This is a genomic window from Vibrio sp. M260112, assembly GCF_036533775.1.
Classification (GTDB): Bacteria; Pseudomonadota; Gammaproteobacteria; order Enterobacterales; family Vibrionaceae; genus Vibrio.
Genome location: NZ_JATABH010000020.1, coordinates 34,220 through 48,250, shown reverse-complemented (window position 1 = coordinate 48,250; position 14,031 = coordinate 34,220). Strand labels below are relative to the sequence as shown.

Genomic DNA, 14,031 nt, shown 5'->3' with positions numbered 1-14,031 from the left:
ATTTCATCACAATTTATCCCTGAATTAAGTCATCTAGTTTATATCTTGCTCATCTCGATACACCAATAGCATGAAATCTGACCATTTTACGGCATAGGCTAACTGATTGAATTAATGCCGAAACGATAAGTTGTCATGTTTATGCGCTAGCTAGGCTATAGACACAGTGATATAGTGGGCGGAATTTTTTTGGTTAGATACTTACTCGGTAAAACAAGATAGATGTTTCAAGATAACCCTCTACTGGCTCAACTCAAGCAGCAAATTCAAGAAACGCTTCCTAAGAAAGAAGGCACGATTAAGGCAACTGAGAAAGGCTTCGGCTTCTTAGAAGTCGACAGTAAAACGAGCTTCTTTATTCCACCACCATATATGAAGAAATGTATGCATGGTGACAAAGTCAAAGCCATTATCCGTACAGAGAAAGAGCGTGAAGTAGCGGAACCTGAGGAGCTGATTGAGCAAGGTCTAACTCGTTTTATTGGTCGCGTGAAACTGATCAAAGGCAACCTAAATGTCACCCCCGATCATCCGCAGTTTAAAAAGCTGGCTTTAAAAGCGAAGACACGCAAAGGTATTAAAAGCGATGATCTAAAAGAGGGCGACTGGGTCGTCGGTCATTTAACTCGCCACCCGCTAAAAGGTGACAATGGTTTCTTTGTCGAGATTAGCCACAAAATCACCGATGCGGACGATAAGATCGCACCTTGGTGGGTAACACTGGCTCAGAATGATTTACCCAATAGTGAACCTGCTGGTATTGAACACTGGGAAATTAAAGATGATGCCGATCTAGAACGTATCGATATGACTCACATTCCGTTTGTCACAATTGATGGCGCTTCTACCAAAGATATGGACGATGCTCTGTATGCAAAGAGAACTCAATCCGGTGATTTTGAACTCACTATCGCTATTGCGGATCCAACCGCGTATATCTCAGCAGACAGTGAAATGGATAAGGTGGCACGCGAACGTGGTTTTACTATCTATTTACCTGGACGCAATATCCCAATGTTGCCGAGAGACCTTGCTGATGAATTATGCTCATTAATGCAAGATGAAGTTCGCCCAGCACTTTGCTGTACTGTGACCGTCGGACAAGATGGTGTGATTGCGGATGATATCCAGTTCTTTGCCGCCAATATCAAGTCTCATGCACGCCTAATGTACGACCATGTGTCTGATTGGTTAGAGTCTGGTTCATCCAATGAGTGGCAACCAAGCGAAGTGACGGCCCAAGTTGTCCGTGACTTATACGACTTTTCATTGGCTCGTGCACAGTGGCGTGAACAGAATGCAGTGGTGTTCCCTGATCGTCCTGACTATCGATTTGAACTCAGTGAAGACAACGATGTGGTCGCGATTCATGCCGATATGCGCCGCAGTGCGAACCGTTTGGTTGAAGAAGCGATGATTACCGCCAATATTTGCGCAGGACGTACACTGAAGCAGGCGTTTAATTCAGGTGTGTTTAACACTCACTCTGGCTTTAAAGCTGAGAAAATCCAAGATGTTATCTCGTTCGTCAATGCAGAAGGCGATTTGCCGTTCACTGTAGATTCTGTGGCAACGTTGGAAGGCTTTGCTGAGTTACGTCGTTGGTTAAGCCAACAAGAGACGAGTTACTTGGACAACCGCATTCGCAAATTTCAAAGTTACAGTGAAATGGGCAATCAGCCGTTACCACACTATGCGATGGGTTTAGACATTTATGCGACTTGGACCTCACCAATTCGTAAGTATGGTGACATGATCAATCATCGTATGTTGAAAGCGTATATTTTAGGCAAAGAACCTGAGCAAGTTGCAGATGAAACCGTTGGCGAAGAGTTGGCGATTCATAGAAAGCACCACAAGATTGCTGAACGTAACGTTGGTGACTGGCTATATGCTCGTACGTTGGCGGAAGAGCCAGCGAAAGAAACCAAATTCCAAGGTGAAATCTTTGATATCAACCGTGCAGGCATGCGTGTTCGTTTATTAGAGAATGGTGCCGCAGCCTTTATCCCTGGTTCTCTCATCTTAGCCAATAAAGAGCGTCTGGATTGCAACGGTGACATGGGCACAGTTTCTGTCGACAAAGAACTAACATACCGTTTGGGTGATGTTCTTGAAGTGGTGTTAACGGAAGTTAATCAGGATACGCGAAGTTTAGTTGCCAAACCTACTCAAGTATTTGCTGACTTAGAGTGTGTAGAAGAGGCCGCTTCTGAGACAGATTCGTAACCTTTCTTACCTGCGAAAAAATGCCAGTCGTCTAACTGGCATTTCAAATAACCGTTGCGCATATTTTTTATTCTCGAAAAAGGTTAATCACCAGTAATTGCTTCTCGCTTACTAACTTCAATTAACTCAATAACGCTTGATACGCCATATTTGTCTAAGATTCTTCGCTTATATGTACTCACTGTTTTTGGACTCAACCCCAAAATATGCGATACGTCATTATTCGATTTTCCTTGCAATAAGTAGTTCAATACCATCACTTCCCGATTGGATAGTTTGGGTGTCTTAGATGATATATCTCTCTGATTTGACTTGAAAAAGTTATAACCACTCAGTACCGTTTCCAAGGCGTTAATAATAACGTCCTGACCCTCTGATTTATCTATGTAGCCATTTGCTCCCAGTTCATAAGCGACTTTAGAGCAGTAGTCTTGGCTATTACAGGAGAAAAACACAGTTTTTCCACTGTATCCGTGAGATTTTGCTCGTCGGAAAAACTGAAATCCATCGGCGCTATCTAAGTTGACGTCCAAGATTAATAGATCAAACTCATGTGAAGAGATAATGCTGATAGCCTGTTTGTAATTGCTAGTACAGACAATATTATCAACCGATTTAATTCGGGATAAGATGATTTTAAGTGACTCACACACGATAGGGTGGTCATCATATATAAGGACGGTGTGTTTTTCCATTCCATTACTTCTAAACATAGTATTACTTCTTTTTAGTTAGTGCTACTGTTACGTGAGTTGAATAAAAACATTAACTACATGATTGATATAGGTAATTTAGTAATTGCTTTACCCTTATTTAGATGTGGCTCATGTATGTCAATTCTTGCTCAACTGATCATATTAATGCATGTGATATTCTATAATACCTTTATGGAATATGATCTGATTTATAGGGGTAACATTTATAGTTTTGCATTAAATACGATATTTCCTACACAAAGAGGATGAGAAATGTAGGATTTTGGTTTCTAGAGTAAAAGGCTGATAAATGTCAAATTAGCCTACAATGAAAATGCTTCAGTTGACTTAACTAAATATCATTCTATTTAATTTTGGTGTGTTTTATTCACAGTGGCCTTGTTTATTGGGCAATGGAATGCGCTCGATATCAATCACTCCAGAACATCTGTTTGGGATCTTTATCTATTTCTCGTATCAGGGCGGTCAAGTCGGTACTGTGAGGCAGAAATGGGTAAGGTATCCAGGAGTCTATTTGAGTTTCATGGGGGATGAACAACTGCCAACGTTGGGCATTGGCGCACCAAGATAGTTTCGCAATATAATCCATGTAATCGCAGTGAGCTGAATCGAGTAAGAAATGCTGTTTTATGAAGATGACACCGTTATTGGTGACCTCGTAACGGGCTTTACCTAACTCGGCTGGTGTGTTTTGGTTTCTCACTTTACAGATCGACTCTGCACGACTTTCAACCTGACGTTGTAGCAAACTTACTAATCCCATTGCACTCTCACTTCAGTAATGTGCTGTATTCTAATCAGAGCAGAATACCTAATGCATACAGATACTATTTACATCAGAACTATTTATCTGCCCAGTTTTTCACAAAATTGTCATCTTATGGAAATATTATGAGGTCGGTTAACTCGAGTCTATCAACTATCAGGAGAAAAATATGATTCGCATTGCGCTGGCTGCACTTTTATCTACATCATTGGTTTCAGCGCCAATATTTGCGAAAGAAGTAAACGTATCAGGTTCAACTTCTGTTGCACGTATCATGGATGTCTTAGCGGAAAAATTCAATGCCACTCACCCTGAAAGCTTTATAGCGGTTCAAGGTGTAGGCTCAAGTGCGGGAATCACGCTTGTTAATAAGGGTGTTGCAAACATAGGAATGAGCTCGCGTTACCTGACTGAGAGTGAACAAACTGAATCATTGACGGTGATGCCAATTGCTTACGATGGACTCGCCGTTGTCGTGAATAAGTCGAATATGGTTGACAATGTGACACGAGATCAGTTGTTTGATATCTACAAGGGCAAGATTACTAACTGGAAGCAGATCGGTGGTAGTGACCAAAAAATCGCTGTGGTAACGCGAGAAGCGTCTTCAGGTTCGCGTTATAGCTTTGAAAGCTTAATGGGCTTAACTAAGACGATTAACGGTCGAATGGTCTCGGATATCAATCCAGATAACTTAGTCGTTAATAGTAATAGTATGGTTAAAACGATCGTTAACCATAACAAGCAGGCGATTGGTTTTATTTCAACGGGTTCGGTAGATAGTTCGATTAAAGCAATTCAGTTTGAGGGAGTCGATCCTAATACCAATAACATTGCGTCAGGGAAGTATGGATTGGCCCGCCCGTTCTTAGTGCTTTACGATCAAAGTCGTCTGAGCGAAAGCGCTCAAGAGTTTGTACACTACTTGGCGGAAGATGAAGCGAAAAATCTGATTGATGAGTACGGTTATACCTCCATCAGAGACAAAAAACAGAAGTAATAGCGATTTTCCACGACTTTGTTGGGTAATTTGATGGAACTAAATCAGGAAGTTACGATCTGATCAGCTACATCAGTTAATCAGCGTAGCCTTATGCTGAAACCTCGTTACAAAACAAGAAAACAGGGCTAGGTATGGCTGAAACAATGATGATCGCCTATAGAGATTAAATAAGCCCCTATGAGTAGGGGCTTTCTATCAGCGGGAGTTTTAATGAGCAGACTTGTTAGTCGAGCTCCACTCCAGATTCTTTATACAATCGACGACATGCTTTGCCGTCACTGTGGAACAAGTGGCAACGGTGAGCTGGAATGCCTACCGATAACTTATCACCTGGTTCAACCGCTAGGGTATCCGGTTGACGGAAGATCATGTCTGCATCAGCGGCATCGATATGTAGATAAGCTTGTGTCTCGTTACCTAGTTTTTCAACGATATTGACTTCACCTTCAATGATTGCGTCACCTTGATTTGACGGTAGTAAATGTTCAGGACGGATACCCAGTGACATACGTTCACCACGCGTCACTGTCGTGCCATCGACAGGGATCCAGAAAGTCGTCCCGTTTGCCAACTGAACCATAACGCGCTCTTTCTCAACGGCTTCGATAAATACACTCATAAAGTTCATTTTAGGAGAGCCAATGAAGCCTGCAACAAAGCGGTTTTGTGGGTAGTGGTAAAGTTCTAAAGGCTTGCCCACTTGAGAGACAAAACCAGCATCCAATACCACGATTTTGTCAGCCATGGTCATCGCTTCTACTTGGTCATGCGTTACATAGATCATGGTACAGCCCAGTTTGCGCTGTAGCTTTGTGATCTCTGAACGCATCTGTACGCGAAGCGCAGCATCTAGGTTAGACAGAGGTTCGTCTAGTAGGAATACATCGGGTTGCGAAACGAGTGTTCGCCCGATTGCAACACGTTGGCGCTGACCACCAGAAAGCGCTTTTGGTTGACGTTCTAGAAGATGACTGAGCTGGAGGATTTCGGCTGCGTGTTCAACGCGTTTATCTATTTCGTTTTTATCCGCTTTGGCAAGTTTGAGACCAAAAGACATGTTGTCGTAAAGGTTTAGGTGAGGATAAAGTGCGTACGACTGGAACACCATGCCGACCCCACGCTTTGATGGCTCAACGTCGTTCATTCGTTCATCGCCAATATATAGGTCGCCGGAAGTGATGTCCTCTAAGCCAGCGATACAGCGTAGCAGTGTAGATTTACCACAGCCTGATGGACCAACAAATACGACAAACTCACCTTCTTGAATGTCTAGATCTACATTCTTTGAAATCAGTAAGTCACCGTAAGCTTTACATACATTTTTTAACGTGACACTCGCCATCTAGCTCGTCCTCGATCAATTTTATATTTTACTGCCTATCATTATATGAATTATGGACAAGGCAATAATAGTAGGAATTAGGTAAGAAAATGGATTTTTTACAGGTAAGAAAATATGGGTGAAGGAGTTCCTCGCGACACCCATCAAGCCAAAGTCAAGTTTGCTTCCCCCGTGTAACACAAGCGTCTCCCCCGGTTGAATCAGTTACCTGAATACCTATGTCACTTGTGTACTCTTAGCAAACCCTCGCGGCGTTGCAACCAGTGACATGATTCATGTCTTACTGGAAAGGGTTCTTACCATCCACTCTTGGATGACTGCAGTTTGCGGAAAAATGAGGTCAGCGACATCCTCCTATACGCAATAATTGTAGGGGGAGTAGGAGGGGATGAGGTTATCAAGGGATGAGAAAGCACAAAGAGATCGAGTTCAAATTATTGCTTGCATTTATATAGAGTTCGATCACGTTCGAGAGTTGATTTGTGACTTAGGTCGCTAACCTGTATCGATGGAGATCACGAAAATAGTCCATAATAGCGAGGGCGTAGGGAGTAGGAGGATGAGCCATTGATTCGTTTGGCTGAAAATAACTGCTGAAATACGGTGAAGCCTCTGGTTGAGCCCTACAACACAAATATAAAAAGGATATGAACATGAAAAATGCCCTAAGCACAGTAGCACTAGGAACTCTTGTTGCTCTTGGCTCATTTGGCGCAAATGCTGCTATCGAAGAAGGTCAACTAACGATCTGGATCAATGGTGACAAAGGCTACAATGGACTTGCTGAAGTAGGTAAACAGTTTGAAGAAGATACTGGTATCAAGGTAACAGTTGCTCACCCTGACGCACTTCAAGACAAGTTCCCACAAACTGCTGCAACTGGCGACGGTCCTGATATTGTGTTCTGGGCCCACGACCGTTTCGGTGGCTACGCAGAAGCGGGTCTACTGGCTGAAGTGAACCCGTCAAAACAACTTAAAGAAGGTATTGTCGATTTTGCTTGGGATGCAGTTAAGTACAACGGCAAGCTAATCGGCTACCCAGTAGCGGTAGAATCTCTATCTCTTATCTACAACAAAGATCTTGTACCAAATCCACCTAAGAGCTGGGAAGAAGTCGCGGCTCTAGACGCTAAGCTAAAAGCAGATGGCAAATCCGCAATCATGTGGAACCTGAAAGAACCGTACTTCACATGGCCTCTAATGGCAGCTGATGGCGGTTACGCATTCAAATATGGTGCAGCTGGCTACGATGTGAAAGATGCAGGTATCGCGAAAGATGGCGTTAAAGACGCAATGAACTTTGTGAAAGGTCTTGTCGACAAAGGCGTGATTTCTTCAGACATGGATTACTCTGTCTCTGAGTCAGCGTTCAACCAAGGTAAAACAGCAATGACAATCAATGGCCCATGGGCTTGGGGTAACATTGAAAAGTCTGGCATTAACTACGGTGTAACAACGCTACCTAAGTTCAACGGCCAATCTTCAAAACCTTTTGTTGGCGTACTAACTGCTGGTATCAGCACTGCTTCACCAAACAAAGATCTCGCGGTTGAGTTCATTGAGAACTACCTACTAACCAACGAGGGTCTACGTAAAGTAAACAACGACAAACCACTTGGTGCGGTTGCTCTTAACTCATTCCAACGTGAACTTGATGCTGACAAGCGTATTGCAGCCACAATGGACAACGCAATGAATGGCGAAATCATGCCTAACATCCCACAAATGGGCGCATTCTGGGGTGCCGCTAAAAACGCAATCATTAACGTTGTTGACGGTCGCCAAACTGTAGATGCAGCACTTGCTGATGCAGAAAAACAAATGACCAAATAATTTAGTAATACCCTTTTGAGGAGAGGGTAACCTCTCCTCCTTTTCAAGTTTTATTATCGCTAGCAGGTTCTCTTATGCAGTCAGTTCAAGGTACAGATGTTATGCCATCTACAACAACGAGCTTGCCATCAAGTAAAAGCGTACTCATCAAATGGGGCGTATTGGCCTCTGTTGGTATTGTTAATGGTTACGCAACCGTTCTTATGTATTCTCGTGGTGAGACGGCTTTTGCGCTACTTACCCTTATTTTAACCGCTCTGGCGTTGTACATTTTTGGTAGTAAAAAGACATACGCACACCGTTACATTTATCCAGGCATCGCAGGCATGATTCTATTCATCCTGTTCCCTCTTGCTTACACGGTCAGTCTTGCTTTCACTAACTACAGTGCGAAAAACCAACTTTCATTTGACCGTGCCCAAGTGGTGCTGATGGATCGTACATTCCAAAGTGGTGATAGCTATCCATTCACTCTGTATAAAACAGAGACAGGTCACCTTCTTTCAATTAAGAAGGGTGATCAACTGCTAGCAACTGATGTTTTTGACCTTGCTTCCCTGACAGCAAGCGATATGGATTTGAAGCCTGTTGACTCGATTGAGGGTGACAAGGAACAAATTAAGACGATTATCAGCCACAAAGTGGCACTGGGTAATCTCGACCTGCACCTTCCAAATGGTGACGATATCCGCATGAGCGGCTTACGTAAGTTTGCTGCGGTTGTACCGCTCTACACGATGCAAGATGACGGCGAGACGCTCTACAACAACCGTACTGGTGAAACTCTACGTCCAAACATGGAGATTGGTTTCTACCAGCCTATTGACGAGAACGGCCAATTTATTGGTGCGACGGTATCTCCTGGTTTTGTCGTCGACATTGGTGCGAAGAACTTTGAGCGAGTTTGGAAAGACGAAGGTATTAAAGAACCGTTTGTCAGCATCTTCATTTGGACAATTCTTTTCTCAGCGTTGACCGTTGGTCTGACCGTGATCATTGGTCTGGTACTTGCGAGTATCGTTCAATGGGAGGAGATTAAGGGTCGTGCAATCTACCGAGTGTTGCTAATTTTGCCTTACGCAGTGCCAGCGTTTATCTCAATCCTAATCTTTAAAGGTTTGTTTAACCAAAGCTTTGGTGAGATCAACATGGTACTAGAAGCACTATTTGGTATCAGTCCATCGTGGTTTTCAGACCCGCTAACGGCGAAGGCAATGATAGTCATCGTTAACACTTGGCTAGGTTTCCCTTACATGATGATTCTGTGTATGGGTCTGCTTAAAGCGATTCCGGATGACCTTTACGAAGCCTCGGCAATTGATGGTGCTAATTTCTTTGATAACTTCCGTACTATCACATTACCGTTGATGATCAAGCCGCTTACTCCGTTACTTATTGCGAGTTTCGCGTTCAACTTTAACAACTTTGTTCTAATTCAGTTGTTGACTCAAGGTGGACCAAACATGATTGGTACTTCTGAGCCAGCGGGTTACACTGACCTACTTGTAAGTTACACCTACCGTATCGCTTTTGAAGGTAGTGGTGGTCAGGACTTTGGTCTGGCAAGTGCTATCGCAACGCTTATCTTCCTATTGGTTGGTGGATTGGCACTACTCAACTTACGCTTCACTAAGCTGTCTCAAGATTAAGGAGTACTGACAATGGCAATGGTACAAGGTAAGTCACTTAAATACCGCGTATGGGCGACGCATATTGCCCTATGGATTTTCTTGTCAGCGATTATCTTCCCACTACTGATGGTGGTTGCGATCTCATTCCGTGAAGGTAACTTCGCAACGGGTAGTCTGATTCCAGATAATCCGTCACTGGAGCACTGGAAACTGGCATTAGGTTTCTCTGTTACAAACGCTGATGGCTCGGTTACACCACCGCCGTTCCCTGTTCTTACTTGGTTGTGGAACTCTGTGAAAGTTGCGGGTATTACATCTGTGCTTATTGTGGCTCTGTCTACTACTTCAGCGTACGCTTTTGCTCGTATGCGTTTTAAAGGCAAAGAAACGATTCTGAAAGCAATGATGATTTTTCAGATGTTCCCAGCCGTGCTAGCCCTTGTGGCACTTTATGCGCTGTTTGATAAGTTGGGTCAGTACATTCCGTTCCTTGGTTTGAATACACACGGTGGTCTAATTTTCTCTTACCTTGGTGGTATCGCACTGCATGTTTGGACCATCAAAGGGTACTTTGAAACGATTGACACCTCATTGGAAGAAGCCGCAGCTCTTGATGGCGCGACACCTTGGCAGGCGTTTAGATTGGTACTACTCCCTCTTTCTGTGCCAATTCTTGCGGTAGTGTTTATTCTGTCGTTCATTGGTGTTGTAGGAGAAGTTCCTGTGGCGTCATTGCTACTTTCTGATGTAAACTCTTACACATTAGCGGTTGGTATGCAGCAATACCTCTACCCTCAAAACTATTTGTGGGGCGATTTTGCAGCGGCAGCAGTACTGTCTGCCTTACCAATAACCATCGTATTCTTACTTGCTCAGCGCTGGTTGGTCGGAGGATTGACCGCCGGTGGTGTGAAAGGTTAATAAGAACGATAAGGGCGACCGCAAGGTCGCCCATTTGTTTCTCTGCTTAACACTTTTGGTTTGGCCGCCGATCAGTTAAGAAGAGAGCATAACTGGCGTTACGCATAGCTGGCTGTTAGCTAGATTCCTTACTATTGACTACTAACAGTTTTTGTAACCATTACCCGGCTTGTCCGGGTATTTTTATGCCTGAAATTCAGCTACCAAGGGATTATACGGAGGCAAAAATGGAACGGCAGGGTCGAATAGCTGTGTTGCGAGGAGGCGGTGATTACAAAATGCAACGCATAGAGGCGTTGCAGATAGTTGCGGCAAAAAGCACAGAAATGCTAGGGTTTATAGCTCGCGGTTAGAAGGCGCACAGCCTAAATGTTGCAGAAGCACGTAGATACTTTCCTGTGATAACGCTACTTTGCGAAAGAGATCAGCAAACAGCTCATCACCACCGAAGCAAGTACGAATATAGTGGTTAATCTCTGTGTCGTTATACCCTTCAACGTACATTGTTCTCACCCATTGATATTCGATCGCTTTAAGGTTTAACAGCGTTGTTTCACTCAATGTGGTTTGACTCAGGTTCAAGGTCTATTCCTTCAATTGTTTCTGTGCTCAAGGATTTAAACAAAGAAACATGAAAGAAAAATGACAGAGGCTGGGTTGTGGTGCCAAAACACTCTCTGCCATCACAACCGTGTGTTGAATGGGTTATTTCAGATACTTGACGTGAGCTTCCATCTCTTCACCGATCTGCTTGCGCATATTCATCAGACGGATGGCTGAGTCGCGTAATTCGATGTCTTCAGGTGTCTCTGGAATCCATTCTGGAACAGACGTTGGTGTACCTGTTTCATCCACTGCTACCATTATCACGATGCAGTGAGTTGTAAGACGATTTTTGAGCTCTTTAGGATCGCAAGCCTGTACATCGATTGCGATATGCATGGAGCTTCGACCTGTGTAAATCACTTTGGCACTGACTTCGACCAAGTTACCCACATGAATAGGTTGAACAAAGCGAATTCCGCCTGCGTAGGCAGTAATACAATACTTACCACTCCATCCGGCAGCATTAGCATATGCCGCTAAATCTATCCATTTCATTACGGCGCCACCATGGACTTTACCGCCAAAGTTAACATCTCCGGGCTCAGCTAGAAAACGTAAGGTTATATCTCGTTGACCAGTACTCATCTGTCAATCCTTATTGTTATAGGTGTGTTTGCGACTCGTTAAAATACTAGATAACAAAACTGTCAATTATCTGCAACATCTATTGGAGTTTAGACGCAAAAACAAGGTCTCAAGCCTGATATTGTAGTCGTATGCAGATTTAAGAAGTCTCATTTTTGATACGCGTAGGGAATGAGGTATTGCCCTACATTATTTGTTTGTTAAATGTGGATAAATACGCGTCAGTTATGAAATCGTCTGCCAAGAAAATCGTTTGTTTTGATGCAGGATTCGAATAGATAAGTAAGAGAGATAATATGAAGTTATTTACGGCTAGAAAAACATATTTGGCTGCTGCGGTACTCGGTATGTCTGCGTTATTAAGTGCATGCAGCCCAGCAGACAAAGTTGATACTGCAAACAGTTCACCCGCGCCATCAGGTACGCTTTACTTGGGGGGCTCTGTGATTACCATGAACGACGAGCAGCCGAGAGCGGAAGCCGTGTTTGCTGATGATCAAGGTCAGATTCTATTTGTTGGTCAAGAAGATAAGGCGAAAGCACTTTATCCGAGCGCGAAAGTGATTGATCTCGGTGATAAAGTGATTATGCCAGGCTTTATAGAGCAACATCTTCACCCCTTCTTAGGTGCTCTTACATTGAGCATGCCAGTGATCGCTCCAGAAGAGTGGCAACTTCCAAGCCGCACATGGCCAGCTGTTGAAGGTCATGAGGAATATCTAGCTGCACTCAAAACGGTTGAGGCTGAACTGACTGATCCCAATGAGGTACTTTGGACATGGGGCTATAACAATTTTTTCCATGGTGAGTTAAATCGCCAGGTACTGGATAGCGTTTCCAAAACTCGCCCGATCGCCGTTTGGCACCGTTCGGCGCACGAGTTCTATGTTAATAGCGCCTTTGTCGAACGCTATGGTCTAAATCAACAGGATATAGATACACTTGGCACTGAAGTGCAAGGGCAATCTGATCTTGCTAACGGCCATTTCTGGGAAGGTGGGGCGCTTATTTACTTGCTGCCACGTATCTACAAAGATCTTGGCAATCAGGAAAGATTCGAGTTTGGTCTAAATCAGATGGTTGAGATGCTGCATCAAAAAGGCGTCACAGCCTACAATGAGCCAGGGGCATTTATCCCAGCCGAGATGACAGAAACGTATCTGAGAATATTAGGCGCAGAATCGACGCCTATGTATTCATTCTTCACTCCTGAGAGCAAAACGCCTTTCCTAATGAAGGGTAAAGAAGGAGTGGTTAAAGCGGTCGAAGAGGTGACTAAAACCTTACCGGAAGAGGGAAAAGTTCGTTATTTCGACAAGCAGATTAAGATCTTGTTTGATGGCGCAATCATTTCACAGCTGATGAAAATGAAAGATGGCTACTTGGATGGTCACCATGGAGAGTGGATCCAAACACCAGAAGATGTGGAAGCCATTACGAAAGCGTTCTGGGAAAAAGATTACCAGATCCTCGTACACGTAAATGGTGACGAAGGTGTTGAAAAACTAATAGAGATTATGAAGCGTCGTCAGGCTGAATATCCTCGTGATGATCACCGCTTTACAATCGTTCACTTTGCAAACTCGACCGATGAACAGATCAAAGAGTTGAAAAAGTTAGGGGCTATTATCAGCGTCAATCCATATTACGTTACTGGATTTGGCCAACGTTTTGGTGAGGTGGGTCTAGGTGAAGAGCGAGCTCACTCTATGGTGCGCCTAGCCACGATCGAGAAAGAAGGAATTCCTGTGTCACTTCACTCTGATATGCCTATGGCTCCATCAGATCCATTGTTGTTAGCGTGGAGCGCTGTAACACGTCAAACAAACCAAGGACAAGCCCTGCGTCCGGATCTCGCCTTGTCACTGGATGCAGCACTTCGTGGTATTACGATTGAAGCGGCATACTCTTGGGGAATGGAAGACAGTCTGGGCAGTATTGAAGTAGGTAAAGTGGCGAACTTTACGATTCTAGAGCAAGACCCGTACAAAGTGGATGTACACAATCTTAAAGATATACCCGTTTACGCGACGGTATTTGAAAGCAAATTATTCCCAATCGATAAGTAACAATAACGCCCAACACTGTTGGGCGTTTTTTTAAAACTTCTGTTCATGTTTGATTCATTTGAGTTCGTTAAGCTAAAGCTAACTTAATAGAGGATTGATTATGAATAGAATGATTACTGGCGTATTTGCGCTTTTCATCGGTTTATTTACCCTCATATTTGGCTTGATTCTAGCTATACCGCTAACGATAGCGGCGCTTATTACAGGTAAAAAACTCGAACGAGCAATTAAAATGAACCACCCTATGTTCAGCCAAGGTAATCGTAAAAACGTTATTGAGGGTGAATTTGAAGAAGTCTCCAAATAAAAACCGTAGCATAGACGGCAC

Annotated in this window: 12 protein-coding genes; 7 read left to right on the top strand and 5 right to left on the bottom strand. The window is 43.6% G+C overall.

The window, feature by feature from the left end:
• Window positions 1–222: 222 nt before the first annotated feature.
• Window positions 223–2,229 carry an exoribonuclease II gene (rnb, locus tag QTN95_RS10810; RefSeq protein WP_331417487.1) on the top strand — a complete coding sequence of 669 codons (2,007 nt, stop codon included), beginning with the start codon at window positions 223–225 and terminating at the stop codon, window positions 2,227–2,229.
• Window positions 2,230–2,312: 83 nt separating this feature from the next.
• Here rnb and QTN95_RS10805 read toward each other — a convergent pair whose 3' ends face one another.
• On the bottom strand, window positions 2,313–2,924 hold the full coding sequence (locus tag QTN95_RS10805; RefSeq protein WP_331417486.1) for a response regulator transcription factor: 612 nt from the start codon (window positions 2,922–2,924) through the stop codon (window positions 2,313–2,315).
• Window positions 2,925–3,354: 430 nt separating this feature from the next.
• Window positions 3,355–3,708, bottom strand: a complete 354-nt coding sequence (locus QTN95_RS10800; RefSeq protein ID WP_331417485.1) for a DUF3024 domain-containing protein — start codon at window positions 3,706–3,708, stop codon at window positions 3,355–3,357.
• Window positions 3,709–3,880: 172 nt separating this feature from the next.
• Here QTN95_RS10800 and QTN95_RS10795 point away from each other — a divergent pair, with 172 nt between their 5' ends.
• On the top strand, window positions 3,881–4,711 hold the full coding sequence (locus QTN95_RS10795) for a phosphate ABC transporter substrate-binding protein (RefSeq protein WP_138973189.1): 831 nt from the start codon (window positions 3,881–3,883) through the stop codon (window positions 4,709–4,711).
• Window positions 4,712–4,937: 226 nt separating this feature from the next.
• Here QTN95_RS10795 and malK read toward each other — a convergent pair whose 3' ends face one another.
• Window positions 4,938–6,056, bottom strand: a complete 1,119-nt coding sequence (gene malK / locus QTN95_RS10790; protein ID WP_138973190.1) for a maltose/maltodextrin ABC transporter ATP-binding protein MalK — start codon at window positions 6,054–6,056, stop codon at window positions 4,938–4,940.
• A 653-nt stretch (window positions 6,057–6,709) separates the two neighbouring features.
• Here malK and malE point away from each other — a divergent pair.
• The 3 genes from malE to malG all read left to right on the top strand — a co-directional run bounded on the left by malE (window position 6,710) and on the right by malG (window position 10,443).
• On the top strand, window positions 6,710–7,891 hold the full coding sequence (gene malE / locus QTN95_RS10785; RefSeq protein WP_331417484.1) for a maltose/maltodextrin ABC transporter substrate-binding protein MalE: 1,182 nt from the start codon (window positions 6,710–6,712) through the stop codon (window positions 7,889–7,891).
• A gap of 74 nt (window positions 7,892–7,965) precedes the next feature.
• Window positions 7,966–9,540, top strand: a complete 1,575-nt coding sequence (malF, locus tag QTN95_RS10780) for a maltose ABC transporter permease MalF (protein ID WP_331417483.1) — start codon at window positions 7,966–7,968, stop codon at window positions 9,538–9,540.
• A gap of 12 nt (window positions 9,541–9,552) precedes the next feature.
• Window positions 9,553–10,443 (top strand): maltose ABC transporter permease MalG, encoded by an 891-nt coding sequence (gene malG / locus QTN95_RS10775; RefSeq protein WP_138973193.1) that lies wholly within the window; start codon window positions 9,553–9,555, stop codon window positions 10,441–10,443.
• Between the two features lie 336 nt (window positions 10,444–10,779).
• On the opposite strand, the gene QTN95_RS10770 is transcribed toward malG, so the two are convergent.
• Window positions 10,780–11,025 carry a hypothetical protein gene (locus QTN95_RS10770; protein WP_269375684.1) on the bottom strand — a complete coding sequence of 82 codons (246 nt, stop codon included), beginning with the start codon at window positions 11,023–11,025 and terminating at the stop codon, window positions 10,780–10,782.
• Between the two features lie 123 nt (window positions 11,026–11,148).
• Entirely contained in the window at window positions 11,149–11,634 is a 486-nt protein-coding gene (locus QTN95_RS10765) for an acyl-CoA thioesterase (RefSeq protein WP_269375683.1), read from the bottom strand.
• Between the two features lie 296 nt (window positions 11,635–11,930).
• On the opposite strand from QTN95_RS10765, the gene QTN95_RS10760 reads away from it, so the two are divergent.
• The gene (locus QTN95_RS10760) at window positions 11,931–13,703 is read left to right on the top strand and encodes an amidohydrolase (protein WP_331417482.1); all 1,773 of its coding nucleotides are present in this window, start codon (window positions 11,931–11,933) and stop codon (window positions 13,701–13,703) included.
• A gap of 100 nt (window positions 13,704–13,803) precedes the next feature.
• The gene (locus QTN95_RS10755; RefSeq protein ID WP_331417481.1) at window positions 13,804–14,010 is read left to right on the top strand and encodes a hypothetical protein; all 207 of its coding nucleotides are present in this window, start codon (window positions 13,804–13,806) and stop codon (window positions 14,008–14,010) included.
• Window positions 14,011–14,031 lie beyond the last annotated feature (21 nt).

Coding starts and splice junctions, on each gene's coding strand:
- rnb (WP_331417487.1), top strand. CDS start 223: ATGTTTCAAGATAACCCTCTACTGGCTCAACTCAAGCAGCAAATTCAA.
- QTN95_RS10805 (WP_331417486.1), bottom strand. CDS start 2,924: ATGGAAAAACACACCGTCCTTATATATGATGACCACCCTATCGTGTGT.
- QTN95_RS10800 (WP_331417485.1), bottom strand. CDS start 3,708: ATGGGATTAGTAAGTTTGCTACAACGTCAGGTTGAAAGTCGTGCAGAG.
- QTN95_RS10795 (WP_138973189.1), top strand. CDS start 3,881: ATGATTCGCATTGCGCTGGCTGCACTTTTATCTACATCATTGGTTTCA.
- malK (WP_138973190.1), bottom strand. CDS start 6,056: ATGGCGAGTGTCACGTTAAAAAATGTATGTAAAGCTTACGGTGACTTA.
- malE (WP_331417484.1), top strand. CDS start 6,710: ATGAAAAATGCCCTAAGCACAGTAGCACTAGGAACTCTTGTTGCTCTT.
- malF (WP_331417483.1), top strand. CDS start 7,966: ATGCAGTCAGTTCAAGGTACAGATGTTATGCCATCTACAACAACGAGC.
- malG (WP_138973193.1), top strand. CDS start 9,553: ATGGCAATGGTACAAGGTAAGTCACTTAAATACCGCGTATGGGCGACG.
- QTN95_RS10765 (WP_269375683.1), bottom strand. CDS start 11,634: ATGAGTACTGGTCAACGAGATATAACCTTACGTTTTCTAGCTGAGCCC.
- QTN95_RS10760 (WP_331417482.1), top strand. CDS start 11,931: ATGAAGTTATTTACGGCTAGAAAAACATATTTGGCTGCTGCGGTACTC.
- QTN95_RS10755 (WP_331417481.1), top strand. CDS start 13,804: ATGAATAGAATGATTACTGGCGTATTTGCGCTTTTCATCGGTTTATTT.